This window comes from Streptomyces lavendofoliae, assembly GCF_014649735.1.
Taxonomy (GTDB): Bacteria; Actinomycetota; Actinomycetes; order Streptomycetales; family Streptomycetaceae; genus Streptomyces; species Streptomyces lavendofoliae.
On record NZ_BMTP01000005.1, the window covers coordinates 328,220 to 353,319 of the forward strand.

Below are 25,100 nucleotides of genomic sequence, written 5' to 3' on the forward strand. Positions count from 1 at the left end.
GCAGCCCCTCCATCTGTTGCATTGTGTGCAACGGTCATTGCGTATATCGCTCGGTGGTGTCTAACATCCGGCGCAATGCCGGGTCAATGGATCCGGAGCCCCCGGTGAGGAGCCCGCAGCGTGACCGCGACCGACGTCGTCTGCCTCGGCGAGTCCATGGTCACATTCCTGCCCTCCCGTCCCGGCCCCCTCGCCGACGTGCCGTCCTTCAGCCGCGCCATCGGGGGTGCCGAGTCCAACGTCGCCTGCGCGCTCGCGGCGGCCGGGCACCGCGCGAAGTGGGTCAGCCGCGTCGGCGCCGACGGCTTCGGCGACCACCTGGTGCGGGCGGTCGCCGCGTACGGGGTCGACACCAGCGCCGTACGCCGGGACCCGCACCGCCCGACCGGCGTCTACTTCCGCACGGCCACCGACCGGGCCGACGACGGCCATGAGGTCGTCTACTACCGCGCGGGCTCGGCGGCCTCCGCGATGGGCCCGGACACCGTGCCGTCCGAGGACCTCACCGCCGCGCGCGTCCTGCACCTGACCGGCATCACCGCCGCGCTGTCCGCCGGCTGCCTCGCCCTGCTGCGCGCCCTCACCGCCCGCCGCCCCGGCCGCCCCCTGCTGTCCTTCGACGTCAACCACCGCCCCGGCCTGTGGCGCGGTGCCGACCCCGCCGTCCTGCTGGACCTGGCGCGGGGGGCCGACCTGGTGCTCGTCGGCGACGACGAGGCGCGGGCGGCCTGGGGCCTGCGGGACCCGGCGGCGATCCGCGCGGCCCTGCCGGAACCGGCGGTCCTGGTCGTCAAGCACGGCGCGCGGGGCGCGACGGCGTACGCCCGCGGCCCGGCCCCCCGCCCCGGCGCGGCCCCGCGCCCCGGGGCGCCCCGCCCGGCCGCGGAGGCGCCCCGCCCCGGCGCGGGCGGGTCGTCCGCGTCCCTCCGCCCCGGCGCGCCCGGCCGGGCACCCGGCGCGCCCGGCGACCGCCCCGACACCCCCGGCGACCGCCCCGACACCCCCGGCCACCGCCCCGGCGCCCCCGGCCACCGCGCCGACACCCCCGGCACGGGCGCCGACCTCCACCCGCCGGGCGACCGCGTCGTTCACGTGCCCGCTCCCCGCGTGGAGGTCGTCGCCCATGTCGGCGCAGGGGACGCCTTCGCCGCCGGGTTCCTGTCCGCCACCCTCCGCGGGCTCGCCCTGGAGCACCGCCTGCGTCACGGGCACCTGATGGCCGCCGCCGCCCTCACCGTCCCCGGCGACCTCGCCGTCCCGCCCGCCCGCGCGCACGCCGACCGCCTCGCCGCCCTGGACGACGGCGCCTGGGGGAGACTGCACCTCGGCCCCGGCTGGACGCGTACCGGGGAGGACCAGGAGGTACGTACGCCATGAGCCAGACCGTCGACCGCGCGCTCAGCATCCTGCCGCTGCTCGCGCGTGGCCCCGCCGACCTCGGGCAGGTCGCCGACGCCCTCGGCGTACACAAGTCGACCGCCCTCCGGCTGCTGCGCACCCTGCACGAACACGGCCTGGTCTACCGCCAGGAGGACCAGCGCTACCGCCTGGGCGCCCGGCTGTTCGCCCTCGCGCAGGAAGCCGTCGAGAACCTCGACGTCCGCGAGATCGCCCACCCCCACCTCGTCGGGCTGGGCGAGCGGACCGGGCACACCGTCCATCTCGCCGTGTACGAGGAGAACGAGGTGCTCTACATCGACAAGGTCGACAGCCGGTACCCGGTCCGGATGTACTCGCGCATCGGCAGACCCGTCGCGATCACCGTCGCCGCCGTGGCGAAGCTGCTGCTGGCCGACCTGCCCGAGCCCGAGCGGCGCGCGCTCGCCGCGAAGCTCGACTACCCCATGTACACGCCCCGTTCGACCCCGAACGCCGCCGCGTTCCTCCAGGAGCTGGCGACCGTGCGCGAACAGGGCTGGGCCACCGACCTGGGCGGCCACGAGGAGTCCATCAACTGCGTCGCGGCCCCGGTCCGCGGCGCGGACGGCCGCGTCGTCGCCGCCATGTCGGTGTCCGCGCCGAACGTCGTCGTCACCGCCGACGACCTCCTCGCCCTCCTCCCGCTGGTGCGCCGCACCGCCGACGCCATCGGCCGGGAGTACTCCGGCACGTCAACCGCGAAGGACCCCGCATGACCGAGAAGACCGCGATCACCCCCGCCACCCACACCGCCCCGCCCGCCCGGTTCTCCCACGGCGTGCGCAAGGGGAACATCCTCCAGGTCGCGGGCCAGGTCGGCTTCCTCCCGGCCGTCGAGGGCCGCGCCCCGGTCCCGGCCGGCCCCACCCTGCGCGAGCAGACCCTCCAGACCCTCGCCAACGTCGAGGCCGTCCTGAAGGAGGGCGGCGCGAGCTGGGACGACGTGATGATGATGCGCGTCTACCTCACCGACACGGCGCACTTCGCCGAGATGAACGAGATCTACGACGCGTACTTCGCGGACCTCACCGTGCCCCCCGCCGCCCGCACCACCGTGTACGTCGGCCTCCCCGCCGGCCTGCTCATCGAGATCGACGCCATGGCGGTCCTCGGCTGACCCCGCCGCCCACCCGGTCCGCGCCACGCCACGGCGCGGCATGGCGCGGTACGCCACGGCGCGGTACGCCACGGCGCGGTACGGCCCGAGGAAGGGGCCGTACCGCGCCGGTCGTCGCCCGTCAGGCGCAGTACTGCTGTTCCTTGCCGATGGAGCGGTACATGCAGTCCGCGTTCTCGATCAGTTGCAGGACCGCGTCGCGGTTGCGGCTGGTCTCGCGCTCGATGACCTCGTCGGGCGGGTAGAAGCCGCCGCCGGAGGACGAACGCGGGTACATCTCGAAGGTGTAGCCGAAGATCTTGTGCGCGCCCCACAGGTAGTCGTCGATGGACCCGTCGGTGATGTACAGGTCGCTCGACTGCTCGGCCGTGTAGCCGTTGCTCGCGGCCATCTTGCGGCCGACGGTCGCGAAGGCGTCACGGTCGTCCTGGGTGAGGCCGGGGGCGGTGTCGTTGTAGGTGTACCCGTAGGGCCACAGGACGAGTTCGCTGTAGGTGTGGAAGTCGATGGCGGCCTTGATCTGCTGGGTGCCGCCGACGGTGCGGGAACGGACGAAGTCGGCGACGACCTTCACCTCGGGGGCGGACTCGGGGGCCGGACCCCGGTAGGTCTCGGAGCTCGTCGAGCCGGAGGAGCCGCCGCAGCAGCCCCACTTGAAGTTCCAGTTGCGGTTCATGTCGGTGCCGACGTACGACGAGCCGGAGTTGGGCTGCCGGTTCTTGCGCCAGCTGCGGTAGGAGCCGGAGGCGATGTCGTACTCGCCGCCGTCCGGGTTGAGGTCCGGCACGATCCAGATCTCGCGGTTGTTGACGGCGCTGGTGATGCGGGAGTCGGAGCCGTAACCGGCGCCGAACTCGCGCAGCAGGTACAGAGCCATCTCGACCGTGAGGTGCTCGCGGGCGTGCTGGTGGTGGGTGAAGAGGATCTCCGGCTCGTTCTCGTCCGTCGCCACGTTGTCGCTGATCTTGATGGCGACGATGTCGCGGCCCTGGTACGACTTGCCGATGACACGGCGGCTCATGATGTTCGGGTACTGCTGGAGCCGCTGGGAGATCTCCGCGTTCATCTCCGCGTAGTTGTGGTAGCGGGCGTCGGCGGAGGGGAAGTCCATGGCGCCGACGGACTTGCCGCCGGTGCGGTCGGGCGGGGCGGGCAGGGCCTCCAGCCGGTGGCCGAGGGCCCGCAGCTTCCGCGCCTGGTCGGCGTTGGCGCTGACGACGACGGCGTGGGAGTCGGCCTCGTCGATCGACACGCCGGTGGCGAGCAGGGCGGTCCGCTCGGCGGGGGTGGAGGGGCCGTGGATCTCGTACTGCCGGATGACCTCCTCCACGGTGGCGGCGGGGGCGGCCGGCACGTCGGTGGACGTGGTGGCGGTGGCGGTGAGAGGTGCCGCGACGGCGAGGGCCAGCAGGGCCGTGAGGGTGACGGACCTTCTGCCGCGTATGCGCATGCGCATGCTGTCTCCTGCGGTGGGGGGTACGGAGCGGGTCGCCCCGTGCGACGCATCGTCCGGCGGTGGCATGACCGCGTCAAGTACGCGTTGGTTCGGGCCCCCGCGCCGCGCCCTCTTGCGCGATCACCGCGGTCGCGCTTTGGTGACGTGCACATCGGGTCGACGCCGGGTGGAGGAAAGGCGGCAACGCATGGCAGACACCGCACGACAGAGTGGGACCGAGGACACCGGCGGGGCCCCGCCGCGCAGGGCGAGCTGGCGCCACATCGGCCCCGGCATCGTCGTGGCCGCGACCGGCGTGGGCGCCGGGGACCTCGTCGCCACGCTCATCGCGGGCAGCAAGTTCGGCTACACGCTCCTGTGGGCCGCCGTGGCCGGCTGCCTGGTCAAGATCTCGCTGGCCGAGGCCGCCGGCCGCTGGCACCTGGCCACCGGCCGCACCCTGTTCGACGGCTGGCGCAGCCTCGGCGCGTGGACCACCGTCTACTTCGCCGGGTACGTCGCCGTCTGGGGCTTCGTGTACGGAGCCGCCGCCATGTCCTCCAGCGCCCTGCCCCTCCAGGCGCTGTTCCCGGGCGTCATGGACCTCAAGTGGTGGGCCGTCCTGTGCGGTGTGGCCGGGCTGGTATTCGTCTGGTTCAACCGGTACGCCGTCTTCGAGAAGGTCATGACGCTGCTCGTGGGCGTCATGTTCGTCGTGACCGTCTACCTCGCCGTCCGCGTGACCCCGAACCTCGGGAAGGCGCTGGCCGGCCTCGCGCCGGTCCTCCCGGACGGCTCGCTGATCTACACCCTCGGGCTGATCGGCGGCGTCGGCGGCACCATCACGCTGGCCGCGTACGGCTACTGGGTCAACGCCAAGGGCTGGACGGACACCTCCTGGATGAAGGTGATGCGCCTGGACAACCGGGTCGCCTACATCACCACCGGGATCTTCGTCGTCGCCATGCTGTTCGTCGGCGCCGAGCTGCTGCACTCCTCGGGCGTCGCGCTCGCCAAGGGCGACAAGGGCCTGCTGGACCTCGGCGGGGTCCTGGAGGACCAGTACGGCACGGTCACCGCGAAGCTGTTCCTCATCGGCTTCTTCGCCACCTCCATCACCTCCCTCATCGGCGTCTGGCACGGGGTGAGCCTGATGTTCGCCGACTTCGTGACCCACTTCCGCGAGCGCGGCGTAACCGGCGGGACCGGTGCCACCACGGGCGAGGAGGTCGCCGCCGGCACCCGCGAGAAGTCGCTGCCCTTCCGCGCCTACCTGCTGTGGCTGACGTTCCCGCCGATGTCCCTGCTCTTCCTGGACCAGCCGTTCGGCCTGGTCATCGTCTACGGGGTGATCGGCGCCTTCTTCATGCCGTTCCTCGCCCTCACCCTGGTCTGGCTCCTCAACTCCTCCCGTACGCCGAGCGAGTGGCGCAACGGCGCGCTGAGCAACGGCGTCCTGGGCGCGGCCGGAGTGCTGTTCCTGGTGCTGTGCGTCCAGCAGGTGCGCGAACTGCCCTGGTAGGGGCGGGCGGGGCGCCGGTGGCCATACCGGTCGGCATGACGACGCCCGGGGTTCGGCCCGCCACCACCGATACGGCGGCGCACGGCGCGCCACCGGCGCCGTACGCCGCCGGCCCCGTACGGCCGGGTGCTCATGGTGGCCGTACGGGGCCGGCGGGATGCTGTACGAGTGCCGGATCGACGCCGGGTGAGCGCAAGGCCCGGCTCCACCAGTGGCCGGCGGAACCGGGCCTCGTGCCGCACCCCTACCTGGCGAACCGGGCCTGACGCCTACGGCAGGTTGTGGACGTGCGGTCCGACCGCGTTGGACCAGGCGTTGCCGGCCGTGGCGTCCCAGTTCGTGGACCAGGTCATCGCCCCGCGCAGCGCCGGGTAGGTCTTCGACGGCTTGAACGAGCCGCAGCCGGTGGCGCGCGTCAGGCAGTCCAGCGCGTTCTTCACGATCTGCGGGTCGACGTAGCCGCTGCCCGCGCCCCGCGTCGATGCGGGCACGCCCAGGCCGACCTGGGAGGCGTCCAGCCCGCCCTCCAGCTGGATGCAGGCGAGCGCCGTGAGGAAGTCCACGGAGCCCTGCGAGTAGACCTTGCCGTCGCAGCCCAGCATCGAACCGCTGTTGTAGTACTGCATGTTGACCACCGTGAGGATGTCCTTCACGGCCAGGGCGGTCTTGAAGTACTCCGTCCCGGTGCTCTGCATGTCGATGGTCTGCGGCGCCATCGTGAGAACCATCCCCGGCCCCGCCTTCGCCGACAGCTGGCGCAGCGCCTTCGTCAGGTAGGTGGAGTTGATGCCGTGCTCCAGGTCGATGTCGACCCCGTTGAAGCCGTACTCCTGCATCAGCGCGTACGCGCTGTTCGCGAAGGCCGTCGCCGACGCGTCGCTGTTGATGGTGACGTTGCCCTTCTCGCCGCCCACCGAGATGATCACCGACTTGCCGGCCGCCTTCTTGGCCGCAACGTCGGCCTTGAAGTCGGCGACGGAGGCGTAGCCGACGGCCGGGTCGAGGTTGAAGACGATCTGGCCGGGCGTCGCGGTCGAGTCGGCGAACGACACGGCGATGATGTCGTACTGCGCCTGCACGTCCCGCAGCTTCTGCACGGTGGCGCCGTTGTTGAAGTTCTGCCAGTAGCCGGTGAGCGCGTGGCGCGGCACCGCGGGGTTGGGGTTCGGTCCGGTGCCGGATGTCCTCGCGGTGACCGCCGTGGACTTCGCCGACTCGCCGGCCGTGTTGGTGGCGCTGACCTGGAAGCTGTACGAGGTGTTCGCCGCCAGCCCGGTCACGGTCGCCGACGTCCCCGTCACCGACTGGACCCTGGCGCCGTCCCGGTAGACCTGGTACCCGGTCGCGCCGGGGACGGGGCTCCAGCTCAGGGCGACGGACGACGTGGTCACGGTGCCGGCGGTGAGCCCGGCCGGTGTGGCGGGCACCGCCGGGTCGGGGTCGCCGCCGCCGCCCCCGTCGGGCCCGAAGACCGAGACGTCGTCCGCGTGGTAGGCGGCCTGCCCGTACCAGCCGTGGGTGTAGACGGTCACGCTGGTGGTGGACGCGCCGGTCGTGAAGCGGGTGGTCAGCTGCTTCCAGCCGGCCGAGTCCGGCGTCCAGGTGGAGACGTCCGTCGTCCCGGTGCCGCTCGCGCCGAGGTAGGCGTACCCGCCCTGCACCCACGCGCTGAGGGTGTACGTGGAGTTGGGCCTGACCGCCACGCTCTGCGCGCACCGGGCGTTGTCCTGCCCGCCGGGCGTGGCCTTCAGCGCGGCGGTCCCGCCGTGCACGGGCGAGGAGACGGTGGCCCCGCTGCCCGCCGAACAGGTCCAGTTGGCCAGGCCGGACTCGAAGCCGGCGTTCTTGGCGACGTTGACGTCGGCGGCGTACGCGGTACCGGCCGTCGCTCCGGTGAGGGCGAGCCCGGCGCCCATGGCCAGCGCCAGCCCTCCTCCGAGCCATCTGCCGTGACGTGTCCGCGCGGATCTGCGGTGTGAGGAGTCCACGTGCTGCCTCCGGTGGGGGAGTCGGGGAGGTGCGGGAGAACGGTGGCCACCGCCGTGTCCGTAAAACTGGTCCAGACCAATCGTCTTGTCAAGACCTGTGCAAGAAACAGGAGTTAACCACTGACTCCTTCGTCCTGATTGGTCACCCGCAGCCCGCCCACGCGGTGCGACCGAGCGATCCGAAAGCTGTTCTCTGCCCCCGGAGTCGTGGCTAAAGTGCGGGTGGGCAGGAGTGAGCGTGGAGGAGCAGGCAGAGCAGGTGTCTGCGGTTCGCCGGACAACCGGCGGCCGGAGCTGAACGGGGAACAGCGTGCCGACCGCAATTGCCGTCACCAGTGCCGATCTGGTGCTGCCGCCGACCGACCACCAGACCCCCACGGCGGCGCTGCTGCCCTCGCCGGACACGCAGTCGCTGGACGCCGCGGTCGCCGCCACCCAGATCCTCGTCGAACAGCACGGCCACGTCGTCGCCCTCTACCCCGCCTCCCTCCCCGCCCGGCACGAGCGCCGCCTCCACACCGTCCGGTCCGTCCTGGAGAGCGACCGCATCGCGCTGCTGAGAATGGACCTCCCCCCGCTCGGCGTCGCCGTCCTCGTCCGCCAGCTGCGGCAGCTGTCCGTCTGCGACTTCCAAGCCGGCGTCCTCGCCTCGGCCGCCCGGCTGCTGTCCCACTACGTCTACGCCGGAGCGCTGCTGAACACGGTCGCCAGGCTCGACCGCGTACCCGTGGGCCTGCGGTCGCACGCCAAGTCGTGGGTCCCGGGATCCCAGTTCGCCGTCCTGGCCAACCCGGCACCACGGCTGATCAAGGTGGGCACCGGCGAACAGCTCACCGGACCCGAGTTCGCCACGCACCTGGTGCTGGCCCGGGGACAGTCGGCGTCCGAGTGGGTGACCGAATCCCTCGCCCCCGCCTGGCGGGTGCAGGGAATCGCGGAGAACGCGCTGCCGGCGGAATCACCGAAATGGTGGGGGACCGGGAAACTCGTCGAATTCGCCGCCTTCCTCCCCGACATCTCGGTGCTCTACCAGCTCGTGGCGTCCGTACGGCGGGAGATCTGCTCCTGGTGCGGAATGGACCTCATAGGAGACCGCTGCGGATTCTGTTCCGCCCCGCTCCTGCCGCCCGAGGTCAGCCGGGGCACGGCATGAGACCCCCGCCACGACCCCGCCCGTCACGCCCACGTCTTCGCCTACGTCTCCCCACGAGGTCGTCCCGCCCATGAATTCACGTCAGCGTCGCGGTGTCATTCTCCTCCTCCTCTCCCTCCTGTGCGCCCTCGGCGCGTTCGCCGGCGTGGTCACGGTGATCAGCGACGTGAATTCCAAGGTCGGCCCGGAAGTCGACGCGTATGAACTCAAGGCCGACGTGGCGGCCTACACGGCGCTCCAGCCCGGCCAGTTCCGCAGGATAACGATGCCCGAGCGCTGGCTCTCCGGGAACGCCGTCACCGACCTCTCCGTCGTCACGGGCAAGATCGCCGTCACCGACCTGAAGAAGGGCTCCCTGCTCCAGGAGGACATGATCGCCAGGCGGCCGGCGCTGGAGAGCGGCCAGCAGGAGATCGCCATCATGATCGACGCCGCCACCGGTGTCGCCGGGAAGATCACGGCCGGTTCGCTGGTGAACATCTTCGCCACCTTCGACGACGACAACCGGGAGAAGGGCGCCGTCGCCGAGTCCCGCATCATCGTCGCCAACGCCCGCGTGCTGGACGTCGGCAAGCTCACCCCGCTCGACGGCAAGCGCGACGACAACCGGGGCATCGGCGTGCGGGAGGCCGTGCCGATCACCTTCGCGCTCAGCACCACCGACGCCCAGCGCGTGGCCTACGCCGAGTCGTTCGCCGAGCACGTGCGCCTGGCACTGCTGCCCAGGAACAGCCCCACCGTCCTCCGGCCCGGCGAGGGCAGCTACACGCTCGACGAAGACAGGAACAAGTGAGGGCCGGATGACCACACGCATCCTCCCGGCCGTCGGCGACGCCGACGCCGCCCGCTCCATCACCACCCTCCTCGACCAGCTCCCGGACGCCGACCCGGCCGCCCCCGTCGGCGACTCCACCTCCCTGATCGACACCCTCGCCCGCCTCGCCGCCGAATCCCTGGACGAACTGCCCGAGGTGGTGCTGGTCCACGAGCGCATCGGACCCGTCCCGGCCCTCGAACTCATCCGGGAGGTGGCCCTCCGCTTCCCCGCCGTCGGGGTCGTCCTCGTCGCCGCGGACACCGGTCCCGGCCTCTACTCGGCCGCGATGGACTCCGGCGCCCGCGGCCTGGTCGGCACGCCCCTGTCGTACGAGGAGCTCGCCCAGCGCGTCCAGTCCGCCGCCGCCTGGTCCGCGGGGGTACGGCGCCACCTCGGACAGGGCGGTGACGTCTTCACCGGGCCGGGCGGCCGGGTCGTGGCCGTCACCGGCGCCAAGGGCGGGGTCGGCACCACGGTCACCGCGGTACAGCTCGCCCTGGCCGCCCGGGCCTCCGGGCTGAGCGTCGCGCTCGCGGACCTGGACCTCCAGTCCGGGGACGTCGCCTCCTACCTGGACGTGCAGTTCCGGCGGTCCGTCGTGGACCTCGCCGCCATCCAGGACATATCGCCCCGGGTGCTCCAGGACGCCCTGTACGTCCACCAGTCCGGCATCGGGCTGCTGCTGGCACCGGGGGAGGGGGAGCGGGGCGAGGACGTCACCGACCGGTCGGTGCGCCAGATCGTCAGCGCGCTGCGCAACCGCTACGAGGTCGTGGTCGTCGACTGCGGAACGCACCTGAACAGCGCCAACGCCGCCGCCATCGAGATGGCCGACACCACGCTGCTGCTGGTCACGCCCGACGTGGTGGCGGTGCGCGCCGCCAAGCGGATGGTCAGGCTCTGGGACCGGCTCCAGATCCGCAAGGCCGAGGAGACCGTCACGGTGGTCAACCGGCACAACCGGAACTCCGAGATCCAGCCGCCGCTCGTCGAAAAGATCACCGGCACGCGCGTCGCCAGGACCTCCGTACCGGCCAACTTCAAGGAACTCCAGTCGGTCGTCGACGCCGGCCGCATGCAGGATTTGGAGGCCAAGTCCTCCGTCAAGCAGGCGCTGTGGGCACTCGCCGCCGAACTGGGGATCGTGAAGGCCCCGGAAGGGGAAAGCAGGCAGGGGAGGTTCCGCGGCGACCGGGGCTCGGTGGGCCTGAGGCGGGCACGCGGAAAGTGAACCGAGGGGCCGAGGGGGCGGAATGCGTCATGAGACGCCGTTACGGAAGTGACCGGGGACAGGTCGCGGTCGAGTTCACCGGAATGGTCCCGGTCGTGCTCGGCACCATCGTCCTGCTCTGGCAGGCCGCCCTCGTCGGCTACGCCTGGTCGCTGGCGGGCAACGCGGCGGACGAGGCGGCCCGTGCGGGAACGGTGGGCGGGGGCGGCGCGTGCGCGGCGGCCGCCCAGGGAAGCGTGTCGGGCGCCTGGACGGTCGAGGCGGACTGCGGGGGCGGCGGTGACCTGTACACCGCCTCGGTGCGGGTGAACGTCCCCGTGCTGTTCCCCGGCTTCGACATCCCGGTGCCCGTGACGGGCACGGCGTCCGTGGCGAGGGAGGGCGACGAATGACCGGGTACGCGCGGCAGGTGCGCCGCCCGGCCGAGGAGGGCCAGGCGGCCGTCGAGTTCGTCGGCTGGGTGACCGTCCTGCTGATCGCCGCACTGGCGGCCGTCCAGCTCGGGTTCGTGGCCTACGCGGTGCAGCAGGCGGGTACGGCGTCGAGGGCGGCGGCGCGCGTGGCGTCGCAGGACCCGACGGCGGACGCGGCGGGTGCGGGGCAGGCCGCCACGAGCTCCTGGCTCGGCACGGACGTCGACGTCTCACCGGGCGGCGGCGAGGCGGTCACCGCCACCGCGACCGTCCCCATCCCCTCCGTCATCCCCCTCTTCAGCCTTCCGAGCGCGCAGAGGTCCACGACCATGCCCGTCACCACGCCCGCCACCGACTGAGGGAGACGAGAACGACATGAGCTTGCGGGCGCGCATCACCAGTCCCGAGCCGGTCGACGGCAAGGGCGAGGACAACCACCTCGTCGGCGTCTACCGGGTCAAGCTCCTGGAGGAGATCGACCTCGCGGAGATGTCCGCCCTCGCGGCCGCCGACCGCCGCGCCCGCCTGGAACGGGTGCTGGGCCACATCATCAGCCGCGAGGGCCCCGTCCTGTCCTCCACCGAGCGCTCGCAGCTCATCCGCCGCGTCGTCGACGAGGCCCTCGGGCTCGGCATCCTCGAACCGCTCCTGGAGGACGCCTCCATCAGCGAGATCATGGTCAACGGACCCGAACAGGTCTTCGTCGAGCGGCGCGGGCGCCTCGAACAGCTCCCGATGCGGTTCTCGTCGACCGAGCAGCTGATGCAGACCATCGAGCGGATCGTCGCCACCGTCAACCGCCGCGTCGACGAGTCCAACCCGATGGTCGACGCCCGCCTCCCCTCAGGGGAGCGCGTCAACGTCATCATCCCGCCGCTGTCCCTCTCCGGCCCCATCCTCACCATCCGCCGCTTCCCGCGCGCCTTCACGCTCCAGGAGATGGTGGCCCTCGGATCGCTCGACGAGCACATGGTGATGCTGCTGGCCGGCCTGGTCCGCGCCAAGTTCAACGTGATCGTCTCCGGCGCCACCGGCACCGGGAAGACCACCCTCCTCAACGCGCTGTCCGGCCTCATCCCGGACGGCGAGCGCATCGTCACCATCGAGGACTCCGCGGAACTCCAGCTCCAGCAGTCCCACGTCATCACCCTCGAAGCGCGCCCGCCCAACGTCGAGGGCAAGGGCCGCGTCACCATCCGCGACCTCGTGCGCAACTCCCTGCGCATGCGCCCCGACCGGATCATCGTCGGCGAGGTCCGCGGCGGCGAGACGCTCGACATGCTCCAGGCGATGTCCACGGGCCACGACGGCTCCCTGGCCACCGTCCACGCCAACAGCGCGGAGGACGCCCTGATGCGCCTCCAGACCCTCGGCTCCATGTCGGAGGTGGAGGTCCCGTTCGCCGCCATCAAGGACCAGATCAACAGCGCGGTCGACGTCATCGTCCAGCTCACCCGGCACGCGGACGGCGCCCGCAAGATCACCGAGATCGCGATCGTCGACTCGCACGGCCGGGAGGAGTACCGGATCGTGACCGTCTGCCGCTTCGCCGCACAGCCGATGACCGCCGACGGCCGGATCCACGGCCACTTCGAGTACTTCCCGCTGCCGCGCCGGGTCGCCGAACGCCTCTACATGAAGGGCGAGGCCATCCCGGCGGCGTTCGGCGTGGCCCCCACCGACGACCACCTCGCGCTCCGCCGCGCGACCACCGTCTGACCGCCCCCGCCCCGCCCCGACCGCCCCGGATCCGCCCCGCTGCCCACCCCGCCCGCCCCGTTCCCGACCGGACCCGACTGGACCCGCCACCATGGACAACGTCCCCCTCCTGACGCTCGGCGTCACGCTCCTCGCCTGCGTGCTGGGCGTCGCCGGCGTGCACGTCTACGCGTCCGGCAAGGCGCAGCGCCAGGCGCTCGTGGCCCGCATGTCCCAGACGGGCCACATCGCCCACCACGCCCGGCGCCGCCGCTTCGCCGGGGTCGACCGGCGCCTGCGCGCGACGCGCCTCGGCCACCGCCTCGAGCGCAGGATCGCCGCCACCGGCCTGGACCTCACGCCCGGCGAGTACGCCGTGTACGCGGTGGCGGCCCTGCTCGGGGTGTACCTCACCATCGGCGCGGTCTTCGCCCCGTTCTTCGGCGTCCTCGGCGCGCTGGCCGGTCTGTGGGGCGCCGTCGCGTTCCTCAACTGGCAGCGCCAGAAGCGCACCGAGGCGTTCATCGGCCAGCTCCCCGAGCTCACCCGCGTCCTCGCCAACGCCACCCAGGCCGGCCTCGCCCTGCGTACCGCCATCGCCATGGCGGCCGAGGAGCTCGACGACCCGGCCGGCGAAGAGCTCCGCAAGGTCGCCGACCAGCTCGCCGTCGGCCACAGCCTCGACGACGCGCTCGGCGACCTCGCCGACCGCCTGCCGTCCCGCGAACTCGTCGTCCTGGTCTCCACCCTGGTGCTGTCCAACCGGGCCGGCGGCCAGGTCGTCACCTCGCTGCGCAACCTCACCAGCACCCTGGAGGAAAGGAAGGAGACCCGCCGCGAGGTCATCACCCTGCTCTCCCAGGTCAAGGTGACCGCCTTCGCCCTGCCCCTGCTCGGGCTGGGCTTCCTGCTGATGATCAACGGCATGGCCCCCGGCGCCCTGGACAGGATGACGGGCTCGGCGGCCGGGCAGATCGGCTCGGTCCTCGCCTTCGGCCTCTACGCGGTCGGCTTCGTCCTCATCCGCCGCCTCTCCCGCATCCGGGTCTGACGGCACACCCGTCACGCACCGCACGCACCGAAAGCACCACAAGAACCAGCACCGAAAGCACCGCACGCACCGCACGCGAAAGGAGGAGACGTGGGCCTGTTGTACGCGGCCGTCATCGGCCTGTCCGTGTACGGCGTCTTCCACGGCGTCCGCATGTACCGGGCCGACGCCAAACTCCCCGGCGACCTCGTCCTGGCCCTGGAGGTCGGCGCCACCCGCACCACCGCCGTCGGCTCCGGCATCGACCGGCTCGGCATGCGCTGGGCCCCCGCCGTCCTCGGGCTGATGGGACCCAAGCGGGTCGACGCGCTGCGCCGCCGCCTCGACATGGCGGGCAACCCCGGCGGCATGACCGTCGACCGGTACGCCGCCCGTCGCGCCGTCTACGGCTTCCTCGGCATCCTCGCCGCCCTCGCCATGGTGGCGCGCGGCCAGAACGTCGTCGCCGTCGTCATCCTGCTGTACGGGCTGACCTGGACCGACGTCCTGCTGCGGCTCGCCATCCGCCGCCGCAGGGACGACATCGAGCGCACCCTGCCCGACTTCCTCGACGTCCTCGCCGTCGTCGTCTCCGCCGGCCTCGGCTTCCGCCAGGCCCTGGAGCGCGTCGCCGAGAAGTACTCCGGGCCCTGGGCCGACGAACTGCGCATCACCCTGCGCCAGATGGACATGGGCGTCAGCCGCCGCGAAGCCTTCGACCAGCTGCGCAGGCGCAACGCCTCCGAACAGGTCTCCATGTTCGTCACCGCCCTCCAGCAGGGCGAGGAGCTCGGCGCGCCGATCGTGGACACCCTGATCCAGATCGCCAACGACATGCGGCGCACGGACGCGCAGAACGCCCGCCGTACCGCCGCCAGGGCCGTGCCGAAGACCACGCTCGTCGTGACGATGGTGATGCTGCCCGCCACCATGATCCTGATCGCCCTGAGCTTCTACTACGGCTCCGGTGTCGACTTCACGGACATCATCGGCGGGTAGGGACCGGTGGTGGACGCGATGCACCTGAGGAAACCGGAGCCGCCCTCCCTCCCCCTCCAGATCAACGCCCTCCAGGCGCTGTGCCGCCAGGTCTTCGGCTTCCGGCTGGCGATGATCGTCCTCGCGTCCCCGTTCGCCCTCGACGGCGCCGCGCCGGGCCTCGGCACCTGGCTGGTCGGCGCCGCCGTCGTGATCACCTTCATGGTGTCGTACGTCGTGCTGCGCGACTGGGAGCGCTTCGGCCGCGTCCTGCTGCGCCACCCGGCCGTGCTCACGGGCGACATGCTGTTCGGCGCGCTGCTGCTGGCGACCGCGTCACCGGAGTCGACCCTCGCGTACGTCACCATCTGCACACCGCTGCTCGCCGGCCTGCTGTACGGCTGGCGCGGCGCGGCGTTCTTCGCCGTGCTCCAGTCGCTGCTGCTCCTGCTGTCGTACGGCGTCAGCCGGGAGGTGGCGGTGGAACCGTCCTCCCTCCTCTTCCCCGGCCTGTGCGTGATCGCCGGGGCGGTCGGCTCGACCCTGCGCAACCTCATCCTCGACTTCGGCGCCGCGAGCCAGGCCCTCACCGAGGCGCGCGCCCGGCTGGCCGTCACCGGCGCGGTGGAGGCCGAGCGGGCGCGCCTGGCCCGGGAGATGCACGACTCGGTCGCCAAGACCCTGTACGGCCTGGCCCTCGCCGCCGACGGGCTGGCGTCCACCGCCGAGCGTGACGACCCCGCCTCGGTGCGCCGCCAGGCCGAACTCGTCGCCCGGTCCGCCCGCCGCGCCGCCGCGGAGTCCCGCGAGCTGCTGGCCGACCTGCGGCGCGAGTCGGGCCTGGACGGCGGGGTGGACGTCGCCGCCGAGCTGGCCGCCCGCACCGCCGACTTCGGCCGGCGCCACGGCGTCCGCGCCGAGTACCGCGCCCTGGGCGCCACCCCGCCCCGTGTCCCGCACGTGGTGGCCCGCCAGCTCCTCGCCATCGCCTCGGAGGCGACGGAGAACGCCCACCGGCACGGCGGGCCCACGTGCATCGACGTCTCGTGCGGCGTGACCGGCGACGTACTGACCCTCAGCGTCTACGACGACGGGCGCGGCCTGCCCGCCGGTACGACGCTCGACGACCTGAGACGGGAAGGCCACTTCGGCCTGGTCGGCATGGTCGAGCGCGCCGCCTCCATAGGGGCGCGCATCCGCATCGGCCGGGGCCGGGCCACCACGGGCACGGAGGTCCGGCTGGAACTGCCGGTCCGCGCACTGGAAACGGAGGGCGCACCACCATGCACGAGCACCTGCGAGTGATCGTCGCCGACGACAACCCCGTCGTCCGGGCGGGCCTGACCGCGCTGCTGTCCGGCCGAGAGGACATCGACGTCGCCGCGCAGGCGGCCGACGGCCGGGAGGCCTACGAGGCCGCCGTGCGCCACCACCCGGACGTCATCCTCCTCGACGTCCGCATGCCCGGCGTCGACGGCATCACCGCCCTGCCCCACCTGGCCCGGCTCGCCCCGGTCCTGATGACCACGTACAGCCGCGAGACCCGCATCGTCCACGAGGCCCTGGGCCTGGGCGCGTGCGGCTACCTGGTGCACGGAGAGTTCACCGCCGACCAACTCGTCGACGCGGTCCGCGACGCCAAGCGGGGCCACGCCCACTTCACCCACACGGCCTCGAACGCCCTGCTGGCGGCGATCCGCAGCAACTATGCTGCTGCAACGGCCGGGGCCTCGCCAGCTCCCCGCCAGCCGGGCGAAGTTGCCGAAAAGCCTTCGCACCCGCAAGCGAATATGGCACATTCGTTACTGAGCCAACGAGAGGTGGAGGTGATGGACCTGATCGCGTCGGGCATGACCAATCAGCAGATCGCCGCCACGTGCTTCATCAGCCAGAAGACGGTCAAGAACCACATCAACCGCATCTTCGCCAAGCTCAACGCCGAAAGCCGAGGCCAGGCCATCGCCATCTGGCACGGAGGAGGCCCCACCCATGGCTGACCACCACCTCCCCGATTGGGCCCCCGCCTGGGCCCCCGGGCCCATGCCCGAACCCCGCCCCCGGCCGTACGTTCCTCCCATCGAGCCCGGAGGAGACCACCATGTCGAACATCACGCTGAAGGCCGCGACCCAGGCCAGGGTGTACGTGGGTACGTGGGCCAGGACGACCACCGCGGCCCTCAAGCGCCGGGGCGACCGCGGCCAGGGAGCCGTCGAGTACGTCGGCATCATCATCCTGGTTGGTGTGATCATCGCGGCGGTGGTGGGGTCGGGCGTGGGGGACACGATCGCAGCCGGACTGCTCGCACGCGTCACCGCGATCGTCGGCGGTGGCTGACGCCGGACAGCGGTACGACGCGCGAGTCAGGGCAGGCTTCGCCTTTCTACGTCTTCGTAGTGGCGAGCCTGCTCTTTCTCGCGCTCGCGTTCTTCGCGGTGGGACAGGCCGGAGCCACCCGCAACGGTGCCCAGTCGGCGGCGGACGCCGCCGCGTTGGCATCGGCTCGGGAGCAGAGGGACACCTTCGACCTCACCGTCGATGATCTCGGCGACCTGTTGAACGGTGATCTCGTGCCCACGCTCGACGGTTGCGGCGCCGGCAACTACTACGCCGGACAGAACGAGGCCGATGTAGTGGGCTGCGCCCCGTTGACCGACGGCCGCTGGGGCTCCACGGTGAGCGTGACGTCGCAGAAGCCGGTGGGAGACACCATTCTCCCCGGTACCGACAGCCTGACTGCCGAGGCGACAGCGACAGCCGTCGTCGTTCCCCGATGCAGTTTCGACCCCGCCGAGGACACCGATTCCCCTTCCCCGGGGTCGTTGGACTGCGAGGGTGACGTGACGGACCTGGACCCAGCGCTTCTCCCGGACATGTCCGACCTCTTCGACGTCCGGCTCGCCGAGGACTGACCGCGAAGGAACGCAAAGGAATGGCACTCATGAGTAATCGGTACGGGACGGCAGCACGCAGAGCGGCGGCCGGCGGGACGGCTGTGGCACTGGCTCTGCTCCTTTCGGCCTGTGGCGGTGGCGGCGAACAGGGTGGCGACGACAGGGGGAAGGCGTCGGAGAACGCGGGCAGCGCCTCCTCGGCACCGCCCGACCAGAGCACGCCCACGGCAGACGGCGGCGGACCCACTGTCCCGGACACCAGCGCCACGTTGGCGACCATCAACGGCAGCAGTGGGTTCCAGTTCGTCATCCATAGCGCCGTCAGGGACCAGGGTGGCTTCCTGACCGTCACGGGAAGTCTGAAGAACACGTCCTCCAAAATGCTGATCGCTCCGCCGCAGTGGAGCGGGCAGGAGGTCAGCGTGAAGCAGACGGGCCCGTCCCTCGCAGGCATCACCCTCTTGGACAAGACGGAGAAGAAGCGCTACTACGTGCTGCGTGACACGGAGGGCTATCCCCTGACCACCACGGGCATCACCACGGTGAAGGCCGGTGGGACCGTCTCGGTGTTCGCACAGTTCCCCGCACCGCCGGCGAACGTCACCCAGGTGGACATCCAGATTCCGCAAATGCCGGTCGCGACGATCGAGATCTCCTGATGCGCGCCGCCACCCCTTCCCCCCGCAGAGTCTTCGCGCGCCGTCCCGCGGCGTCCGTGTTCGTGGCCGTGGTGCTGTTCGCCGGTGCTCAGCTCACCGGGGCCGCCGGGGCGCACGCCGATGACATTCCGGGTACCCCGCCGGGCACCGAGTCGACGCTGCCGCCGCCGGAGGTGGACGGGAACTCGCCCAACCTCAAGATGCGTGACGGCGCGACGCTCGCTGCCGCGAAGGTGCTGCCCCTGATCTCGATCGTCGAGTCCGAGGGCGGCGAGGAGCGGCGCGAGGAGACCAGCACCAACCTGAAGTTCGCGCTCCAGGCCGAGGTGCTCTTCGGCAAGGACAGCGCCAGGCTGACCCCCGAGGCCAACTCCCGTATCGCCGCCATCGCCGAGGAGATCAAGAAGCAGAGCGCCACCAAGGTCCGCATCTTCGGCTTCACCGACAATCTCGGCTCGTCCGCCCACGGCGACGTGCTGTCCAGGCAGCGCGCGGACGCCGTGCACCGGGTGCTGTCGCCGCTGCTGACCTCCGGCGGGATCACCTACGAGATCCGCGGGTACGGCGAGCAGTACCCGATCGCCGACAACAGCACCGAAGAAGGCCGCAAGAAGAACCGTCGCGTCGAGGTGTCCTTCCCGCGCGGCTGACGTCCCACCTCCGCACGGCGGACCACCCGCTCACCCGCGGGTGGTCCGCCGGCCCGCACCCGCCGGCCCGCACCCGCCGGCCCGCACCCGCCGGCACGCACCCGCCTGCCCGCCCCCGCGGGGGCCGCTGACGTCGGCGGCGTACCGGTCGAAGGGGCCCGACGCGGGCCGCGATAATCGGGCGCATGCCCGAGCGAACAGACCGACCACCCTCCGCCGCGCCCGCCCTGTGGGGCTACGTGGCCGTGCGGGCGGTCGGGCTGGCGGTCCTCGGGGTCGTGGCCGCCGTGGCCGGGGACGACGCCCTGCACCGGCTGAAGGGCCGCTGGGACGCCGTCTGGTACGTGCGGATCGCCGAGCACGGGTACGGCCACGAGGTGGCGCTCCCCGACGGTGGCGTCCACTCCGACCTGGCGTTCTTCCCGCTGCTGCCCGCCCTGGAGAGGGGCCTGTCGGAGGTGCTGCGCATCGACGCGGCGACCGCCGGGCTGGTCGTCTCGTGGGTGGCCTCGCTCGCCGCCGCGTGGGGTGCCTACGCGGTGGGGGAGCGGATCGCCGGGCGGCGGGCCGGGGTGGTGCTGGCCGTGCTGTGGGGGGTGTACCCGACGGCGTTCGTGCAGTCGATGGCGTACACGGAGACGCTCTTCACCGCGTTCGCCGCCTGGTCGCTGTACGCGGTGCTGCGCGACCGGTGGGTCCTGGCGGGCGCGCTGTGCGTGGGCGCGGGGCTGACCCGGCCGTCGGCCGCCGCGCTGGTGGCGGCGCTCGGCGTCACGGCACTGGTGACCGCCGTCCGGGAGCGGCGGGTGCCGGTCCCGATGGCCGTGGGTGTGCTGCTGGCTCCGCTGGGCTGGCTCGGGTATGTGGTCTTCGTCGCCGTACGGCAGGGGAGCCCGACCGCCTACTTCGAGGTGCAGGCCGCCTGGGGCAACAGCGTCGACGGGGGCGTGGCGCTGGCCCGGTTCGTGTGGGCGCTGCTGACGGGCCCGGTGCCGCTCGCCGGGGTGGGGCTGTGCGCGGCGCTCGCGCTGGTGGGCTGGATGGTGTGGCTGTGCGTCAGGCAGCGGCAGCCGCTGCCGGTGCTGGTGTACACCGTCGCGATCGTCGTCGTCTCGCTGGTCGGCGCCGCCTACTTCGGCTCCCGGCCGCGTCTGATGATGCCCGCCTTCCCGCTGCTGCTCCCGGCGGCGGTCGTCCTGGCGCGGCTGCGGAACCGGACGCTGGTCGCGGTGCTCGCGGTGTCGGCCCTGGCGTCGGGGGCCTACGGCGCGTTCACCCTGCTGGGGGCGGGTCCACCGTGATCGCCAGGCGGGTGCCGGGCCGGACGCCCCACCGTGCCATCGCGCCCGCCTCCGCCTCCAGGACGTGCCGGGCGCGCGGACGGGGCAGCCCCAGCCGGCCGGGCGCCATGGTGACCAGGTCGAGGACCCGCAACTCCCGGTCCAGGTACGCCACGTCGATGGCGAACCGCATGCGGAAGGTGTGGACGCTGTTGCAGGGGCTGAGCAGCAGCGCGCCCGCGATGCCGTCCCTGCCGAGCAGCCCGCGCCTGCGGGTGCCGTAGGAGGCGGCGATCTCGACGGGCACGGACGCGCCCGGAAGGACCAGCAGGCCGGTGCCGTTCCGCCATCTGCGCGCGTTCCCCATGAGGGACGACCGTAGCGTGGGCCCGGGGCCGGAGGCACTGGGCCCGTGGGCCCATGACCGGCCGCCCGGCCCGTCCTAGGGTCGGGTGCGTGTACGCCACGCTGATCGCCGCCGCCGCCCTGTGGGGCGCCGCCACCGGCCTGCTGGTGCCGCGCGCCGCGTACCGCCTGTCCGTCGCGCCGGACGAGCCGTGGCGGGACGCCTGTCCGGCCGGCCACCCGTTCACGGGACCCGTCCGCGGCTGGCTCGGGGCGCCGCGCTGCACGGCGTGCGGGGTGCCCGCCGTCCCGGCGGGGCCCACCCGGCCCGCGGCCACCGGCGCGGAGCCCGCCCCCGCCGCCCCCACCCCCACCGGATGCACGCCCACCGCGACCAGCCCCACCGCCACTCCGCACCCCGCCACTCCGCACCCCGCCACCCCCACTCCCCTCACCGCCCCGGTCGTCACCGCCCTCGTCTGCGGGGCGCTCGCCGCCGCGACCGGCCCCCGGCCCGAGCTGGTGGTGTGGCTGCTCGCCGCGCCGGTCGCGGTGGTGCTGGCCCTGGTCGACCTGGCCGTGCACCGGCTGCCGGACCGGCTGACGCTGCCGCTCGCCGCCGGGACGGCCGTCCTGCTGGGGGGCGCCGCGCTGCTGCCGGGGAACACGGGCGCGTGGCCGTCCGCGCTGCTCGGCGGCCTCGCCCTGGGCGCCGGCTACTTCGTGCTGTTCCTGGTCCACCCGAGCGGCATGGGCTTCGGCGACGTGAAGCTCGCCCTCGCGCTGGGCGTCGCCCTCGGCTGGTACGGCTGGGGCGTGCTGTTCGTGGGCGCCTTCGCCGGATTCCTGCTCGGCGCGGTGTACGGGTTCGGGCTGGTCGTACTGCGGCGGGCGACCCGCAAGAGCGTGATCCCGTTCGGGCCGTTCATGATCGGCGGGACGCTGCTGGGCCTGCTGCTGGGCGCCCCCGCGGCGGTTCCCGTCCCCTGAACCGGGGTGGGAAACGTACAGGACGCCCGGCACCGCACCCGGGCAGTATCGACCCCATGGACACGCAACCGGTCAACCTCACCGAGGCCCTCGCCACCTTCGACGACGTCTACAGCCCCCGCGTCGTGGCCCGTATGAACGACTACGACGTACGGATCGCGCACGCCGCCGGCGACCACGTGTGGCACGTGCACGACGACACGGACGAGTTCTTCCTGGTGCTGGACGGGCGGTTCCGCATCGCGCTGCGCGCGGCCGACGGCTCCGAGCGGACGGTCGAGCTGGGGCGCGGCGACACGTTCGTCGTACCGAAGGGCACCGAGCACAAGCCGTCCGCGCCGGACGGGGCGTCGATTCTGATGTTCGAGCCGACCGGCACCCTGTCGACCGGTGACCGCCATGAGGGGGAGATTCCGGACCACGTCGACAGCACCACGGGCCACGACCTGCGCTGAGACACCCGTCCGCGTCCTAGCATGCGGGCACATGCGGACATCCCCTGACAATAGGTCCCTACCCGGGCAACAGGTCTCCCAGCTCACCCTCGCCCGGGTTCCCAGGGCCGCCGCGCCCCGCCGCCTCCCCGCGGTCCCGCTCCCCTGGGGCTGGGCCGCGGGGCTCTTCGCGCTCTACACCACCGTCGCCGTGCGCCGCCACCTCCTGCTCCGCACCACCGGCTACGACCTCGGCATCTTCGAGCAGGCGGTCCGCGCCTACGCCGAACTCCGCGCCCCCGTCGTCCCGTTGCGCGGCGACGGCTTCAACCTCCTCGGCGACCACTTCCACCCCCTGCTCGCCGCCCTCGCGCCGCTCTACCGCCTCTGGCCCTCCCCGCTGTGCCTGCTGGTCGCCCAGTCCGCGCTGCTCGCCGTCGCCGTCGTCCCGCTCGCCCGCTGGGCCGCCCGCGCGCTCGGCCGCCGGGCGGCCCATGCCGTCGCCGCCGCGTACGGGCTGAGCTGGGGAATCGCCTCGGCCGCCGCCTTCGACTTCCACGAGGTCGCCCTCGCCGTACCGCTCCTCGCGTGCTGCCTGGAGGCCCTGGCCCACCGGCGCTGGCGCCCGGCCGTCGCCTGGGCGGCGCCACTCCTGCTGATCAAGGAGGACCTGGGGCTCACCCTCGCCGCCGTCGGGGCGTACGTCGCCCTCAAGGGCCCGCGCCGGCTCGGCCTCGCGACCGCCGCCGCCGGACTCGCCGGCTCGGCCGTCGAGATCAAGCTCCTGATGCCCGCCTTCCACCCGGCCGGCGGGTACGCGCACGGCGGCAACCTCGCCGAGGGGTACGGGTCCCTGCTCAGCACGCTCGCCCACGCCCCGCTCGACGCGCTGCGCCCCGAGGTCAAGGCGATGACCCTGGTCCTGGTCTTCGCCCCGTCCGCGCTGCTCGCGCTGCGCTCGCCGCTGTCGCTGATCGCCGTGCCGACCCTCGCCTGGCGGATGATGTCGGACAACGGCTTCCACTGGGGGACCGCGTTCCACTACAGCGCCGTGCTGATGCCCGTCGTCCTCGCCGGGCTCATCGACGCGCTGACCGTCTGGCGGCGGACCGACCACCCGCTCGCCGCGCGCCATGTGCGCGCCTCGCTCGCCACCGTGCTCGCCGTGACCCTGGTGATGCTGCCGTCCTTCCCGCTGGCCCAGCTGTTCCAGCGCGCCACCTGGCGCACGACCGGGCACGTCGAGGCCGCCCGCGCGCTGCTCGCGCGCATCCCGGACGGCGCGACCGTGGCGGCCTCCAACCGGCTCGTCCCCCAGCTCACTTCGCGATGCACGGTCGTCGTCTTCCCGACCTTCCCGGTGGAGGGGAAGCTGTACGAGTACGACAGGAAGCGCCTGCCGCCGCCCACGGCCGAGTGGATCGTCCACGACCGGCGGCCCCCGGAGGCATGGCCGTACCGGATGGGCCACTGGCCCTACCCAGCCGGGCGGCAGGAGGCCGAGCTGGCCGCCGCGCAGGCGCGCCACGGCTACCGGAAGGTCGCCGAGCGTGACGGGATCACCCTGCTGCGCCGCTGACCCGCGTCCGGCGGGCCGCCCCGCCACCCACCCCCGGCCGTCCCCCCGCCGTCAGCCGCCCACCCCCGGCCGCCCCCCGGACGGCGTCAACGTGGCGCCCGTACGGCGGGGTCCCCCTTGTGGAGGACAGCGGGGCACGGGAAAGGGGCGGCAACCGGCCGGATCCCGCGCATCCGGCGGGCTCCCGCGATTTCGTGGCGTGGCGGCGGCCTGTCGTGGCGCGCAGCATCACTTACGAAGGGTTATGGTGGAAACCCCCCCTCGGGCCGGTCCGTATCCCCCCCACGGACCGGCCCGTTTTTCGTGCGGGCGTCCTCCGGACGGCCGTTTCGCGCCCGCCTCCCCCGGGCGGCCGGGCCCCCGCCCGCACCGGGGCGTCAGCTCCGGGCGGCCCAGATGTTGGTGCCGGCGGTGTCCACCGCGTACGAGTCGATCTCCTTCAGCTCCTCGTCCGTCAGCGGGGCGCCGGACAGGGCGGCGATGTTCTCCTCCAGCTGCGTCACGCTCGACGCGCCGATCAGCGCCGACGTCATCCGCTCGTCGCGCAGCACCCAGTTCAGCGCGAGCTGCGCCAGCGACTGGCCGCGCCGCGCGGCGATCGCGTCGAGGCCCCGCAGCCGGCGCACCACCTCGTCGGACAGGAGGTTCGGGTCGAGGGACTTGCCCTGCGTGGCCCGCGACCCCTCCGGGATGCCCTGGAGGTACTTGCCGGTGAGCAGGCCCTGGGCGAGCGGCGCGAAGGAGATGCAGCCCATGCCGGCCTCCTCCAGGGTGTCCAGGAGCCCGTCCTCCTCGGTCCAGCGGTTGATCATCGAGTACGACGGCTGGTGGATCAGGGCCGGGACGCCCATCTCCCGCAGCAGCCGCGCCGCCTCGGCGGTCTGCGCGCTGCTGTACGAGGACACGCCCACGTACAGGGCCTTGCCCTGCTGGACGGCGGAGGCCAGGGCACCCATCGTCTCCTCGAGCGGGGTGTCCTTGTCGAAGCGGTGCGAGTAGAAGATGTCGACGTAGTCGACGCCCATCCGCTTCAGCGAGGCGTCGAGGGAGGACAGCAGGTACTTGCGGGAGCCCCACTCGCCGTACGGCCCGGGGTGCATGAGGTAGCCCGCCTTGGTGGAGAGGACCAGCTCGTCCCGGTACGGGGCGAAGTCCTCGGCGAAGATCTTGCCGAAGTTCGACTCGGCGGACCCGGGCGGCGGCCCGTAGTTGTTCGCCAGGTCGAAGTGCGTCACACCCAGGTCGAAGGCCCGGCGGAGGATCGCGCGCTGCGAGGCGAGCGTGCGGTCGTCGCCGAAGTTGTGCCACAGGCCCAGCGAGATGGCGGGCAGCTTGAGCCCGCTGCGGCCGGTACGGCGGTACTCCATGGCGTCGTAGCGGTCGTCGGCGGGGCGGTATGCGGGGGAATCAGTCACGCCTCCCTCCTTATCACGGACTTGTGACAGACCGGGTTGGGCCGCCGTGACCCCC

At 72.6% G+C, this 25,100-nt stretch carries 26 protein-coding genes; 22 read left to right on the forward strand and 4 right to left on the reverse strand.

Annotated elements, in window-relative coordinates; all coding sequences use genetic code 11:
- The first annotated feature begins 120 nt into the window (after window positions 1–120).
- From IE109_RS12385 to IE109_RS12395, 3 genes are read left to right on the forward strand one after another with little or no spacing between them, the layout of a single operon-like run.
- On the forward strand, window positions 121–1,377 hold the full coding sequence (locus tag IE109_RS12385) for a PfkB family carbohydrate kinase (RefSeq protein ID WP_268251469.1): 1,257 nt from the start codon (window positions 121–123) through the stop codon (window positions 1,375–1,377).
- Window positions 1,374–2,135 carry an IclR family transcriptional regulator gene (locus IE109_RS12390; protein WP_189550853.1) on the forward strand — a complete coding sequence of 254 codons (762 nt, stop codon included), beginning with the start codon at window positions 1,374–1,376 and terminating at the stop codon, window positions 2,133–2,135. The genes IE109_RS12385 and IE109_RS12390 overlap by 4 nt, the downstream gene beginning before the upstream one ends.
- The gene (locus IE109_RS12395; protein WP_189550854.1) at window positions 2,132–2,536 is read left to right on the forward strand and encodes a RidA family protein; all 405 of its coding nucleotides are present in this window, start codon (window positions 2,132–2,134) and stop codon (window positions 2,534–2,536) included. The genes IE109_RS12390 and IE109_RS12395 overlap by 4 nt, the downstream gene beginning before the upstream one ends.
- 121 nt (window positions 2,537–2,657) lie before the next feature.
- On the opposite strand, the gene IE109_RS12400 is transcribed toward IE109_RS12395, so the two are convergent.
- Entirely contained in the window at window positions 2,658–3,992 is a 1,335-nt protein-coding gene (locus IE109_RS12400; RefSeq protein ID WP_189550855.1) for a M14 family metallopeptidase, read from the reverse strand.
- A 187-nt stretch (window positions 3,993–4,179) separates the two neighbouring features.
- Between IE109_RS12400 and IE109_RS12405 the strand changes: the two genes are divergently transcribed.
- Window positions 4,180–5,493 carry an Nramp family divalent metal transporter gene (locus tag IE109_RS12405; protein ID WP_189550856.1) on the forward strand — a complete coding sequence of 438 codons (1,314 nt, stop codon included), beginning with the start codon at window positions 4,180–4,182 and terminating at the stop codon, window positions 5,491–5,493.
- Window positions 5,494–5,762: 269 nt separating this feature from the next.
- Here IE109_RS12405 and IE109_RS12410 read toward each other — a convergent pair whose 3' ends face one another.
- Window positions 5,763–7,409, reverse strand: coding sequence for a chitinase (locus tag IE109_RS12410; RefSeq protein ID WP_189550857.1), 1,647 nt, complete (start codon window positions 7,407–7,409; stop codon window positions 5,763–5,765).
- A 382-nt stretch (window positions 7,410–7,791) separates the two neighbouring features.
- Between IE109_RS12410 and IE109_RS12415 the strand changes: the two genes are divergently transcribed.
- The 15 genes from IE109_RS12415 (at window position 7,792) to IE109_RS12485 (ending at window position 20,303) form a co-directional block, all read left to right on the forward strand.
- Window positions 7,792–8,634 (forward strand): hypothetical protein, encoded by an 843-nt coding sequence (locus IE109_RS12415; RefSeq protein ID WP_189550858.1) that lies wholly within the window; start codon window positions 7,792–7,794, stop codon window positions 8,632–8,634.
- 70 nt (window positions 8,635–8,704) lie between these two features.
- Window positions 8,705–9,427, forward strand: coding sequence for a Flp pilus assembly protein CpaB (gene cpaB, locus IE109_RS12420; RefSeq protein ID WP_189550859.1), 723 nt, complete (start codon window positions 8,705–8,707; stop codon window positions 9,425–9,427).
- Window positions 9,428–9,434: 7 nt separating this feature from the next.
- Complete coding sequence (locus IE109_RS12425; protein WP_189550860.1) at window positions 9,435–10,682, forward strand: CpaE/TadZ family protein; 1,248 nt, start codon at window positions 9,435–9,437, stop codon at window positions 10,680–10,682.
- Between the two features lie 29 nt (window positions 10,683–10,711).
- Window positions 10,712–11,074, forward strand: a complete 363-nt coding sequence (locus tag IE109_RS12430) for a TadE family protein (RefSeq protein WP_189550861.1) — start codon at window positions 10,712–10,714, stop codon at window positions 11,072–11,074.
- Entirely contained in the window at window positions 11,071–11,454 is a 384-nt protein-coding gene (locus IE109_RS12435; RefSeq protein ID WP_189550862.1) for a TadE family protein, read from the forward strand. The genes IE109_RS12430 and IE109_RS12435 overlap by 4 nt, the downstream gene beginning before the upstream one ends.
- Window positions 11,455–11,470: 16 nt before the next feature.
- Window positions 11,471–12,814 carry a TadA family conjugal transfer-associated ATPase gene (locus IE109_RS12440; RefSeq protein WP_189550863.1) on the forward strand — a complete coding sequence of 448 codons (1,344 nt, stop codon included), beginning with the start codon at window positions 11,471–11,473 and terminating at the stop codon, window positions 12,812–12,814.
- Window positions 12,815–12,905: 91 nt separating this feature from the next.
- On the forward strand, window positions 12,906–13,844 hold the full coding sequence (locus IE109_RS12445) for a type II secretion system F family protein (RefSeq protein ID WP_189550864.1): 939 nt from the start codon (window positions 12,906–12,908) through the stop codon (window positions 13,842–13,844).
- 90 nt (window positions 13,845–13,934) lie between these two features.
- A complete protein-coding gene (locus IE109_RS12450) occupies window positions 13,935–14,822 on the forward strand; it encodes a DUF5936 domain-containing protein (RefSeq protein WP_189550865.1) in 888 nt (295 codons plus the stop codon).
- Between the two features lie 18 nt (window positions 14,823–14,840).
- Window positions 14,841–16,106 carry a sensor histidine kinase gene (locus tag IE109_RS12455; RefSeq protein WP_189550962.1) on the forward strand — a complete coding sequence of 422 codons (1,266 nt, stop codon included), beginning with the start codon at window positions 14,841–14,843 and terminating at the stop codon, window positions 16,104–16,106.
- Entirely contained in the window at window positions 16,085–16,798 is a 714-nt protein-coding gene (locus tag IE109_RS12460; protein ID WP_189550866.1) for a response regulator transcription factor, read from the forward strand. The genes IE109_RS12455 and IE109_RS12460 overlap by 22 nt, the downstream gene beginning before the upstream one ends.
- A gap of 101 nt (window positions 16,799–16,899) precedes the next feature.
- A complete protein-coding gene (locus IE109_RS12465; protein WP_189550867.1) occupies window positions 16,900–17,136 on the forward strand; it encodes a hypothetical protein in 237 nt (78 codons plus the stop codon).
- Window positions 17,133–17,711, forward strand: coding sequence for a pilus assembly protein TadG-related protein (locus tag IE109_RS12470; protein ID WP_189550963.1), 579 nt, complete (start codon window positions 17,133–17,135; stop codon window positions 17,709–17,711). Before IE109_RS12465 ends, IE109_RS12470 begins: the two co-directional genes overlap by 4 nt.
- Window positions 17,712–17,740: 29 nt before the next feature.
- Window positions 17,741–18,352 carry a hypothetical protein gene (locus IE109_RS12475; protein ID WP_189550868.1) on the forward strand — a complete coding sequence of 204 codons (612 nt, stop codon included), beginning with the start codon at window positions 17,741–17,743 and terminating at the stop codon, window positions 18,350–18,352.
- Entirely contained in the window at window positions 18,352–19,002 is a 651-nt protein-coding gene (locus IE109_RS12480; protein WP_189550869.1) for an OmpA family protein, read from the forward strand. The genes IE109_RS12475 and IE109_RS12480 overlap by 1 nt, the downstream gene beginning before the upstream one ends.
- Before the next feature lie 185 nt (window positions 19,003–19,187).
- The gene (locus tag IE109_RS12485; protein ID WP_189550870.1) at window positions 19,188–20,303 is read left to right on the forward strand and encodes a glycosyltransferase family 39 protein; all 1,116 of its coding nucleotides are present in this window, start codon (window positions 19,188–19,190) and stop codon (window positions 20,301–20,303) included.
- On the opposite strand, the gene IE109_RS12490 is transcribed toward IE109_RS12485, so the two are convergent.
- Entirely contained in the window at window positions 20,275–20,649 is a 375-nt protein-coding gene (locus IE109_RS12490; protein ID WP_189550871.1) for a DUF192 domain-containing protein, read from the reverse strand. The two genes, IE109_RS12485 and IE109_RS12490, sit on opposite strands and share 29 nt — an antisense overlap.
- An 89-nt stretch (window positions 20,650–20,738) precedes the next feature.
- Here IE109_RS12490 and IE109_RS12495 point away from each other — a divergent pair, with 89 nt between their 5' ends.
- The 3 genes from IE109_RS12495 to IE109_RS12505 are packed head-to-tail and all read left to right on the forward strand — an operon-like array spanning window position 20,739 to window position 23,630.
- Entirely contained in the window at window positions 20,739–21,617 is an 879-nt protein-coding gene (locus IE109_RS12495; protein WP_189550872.1) for a prepilin peptidase, read from the forward strand.
- 56 nt (window positions 21,618–21,673) lie between these two features.
- Window positions 21,674–22,072, forward strand: a complete 399-nt coding sequence (locus tag IE109_RS12500; protein WP_189550873.1) for a cupin domain-containing protein — start codon at window positions 21,674–21,676, stop codon at window positions 22,070–22,072.
- A 31-nt stretch (window positions 22,073–22,103) separates the two neighbouring features.
- Window positions 22,104–23,630: a DUF2079 domain-containing protein gene (locus tag IE109_RS12505; protein WP_189550874.1), complete on the forward strand. Its 1,527-nt coding sequence runs from the start codon at window positions 22,104–22,106 to the stop codon at window positions 23,628–23,630.
- 377 nt (window positions 23,631–24,007) lie between these two features.
- On the opposite strand, the gene mgrA is transcribed toward IE109_RS12505, so the two are convergent.
- Complete coding sequence (mgrA, locus tag IE109_RS12510; RefSeq protein WP_189550875.1) at window positions 24,008–25,045, reverse strand: L-glyceraldehyde 3-phosphate reductase; 1,038 nt, start codon at window positions 25,043–25,045, stop codon at window positions 24,008–24,010.
- Window positions 25,046–25,100: the final 55 nt, after the last annotated feature.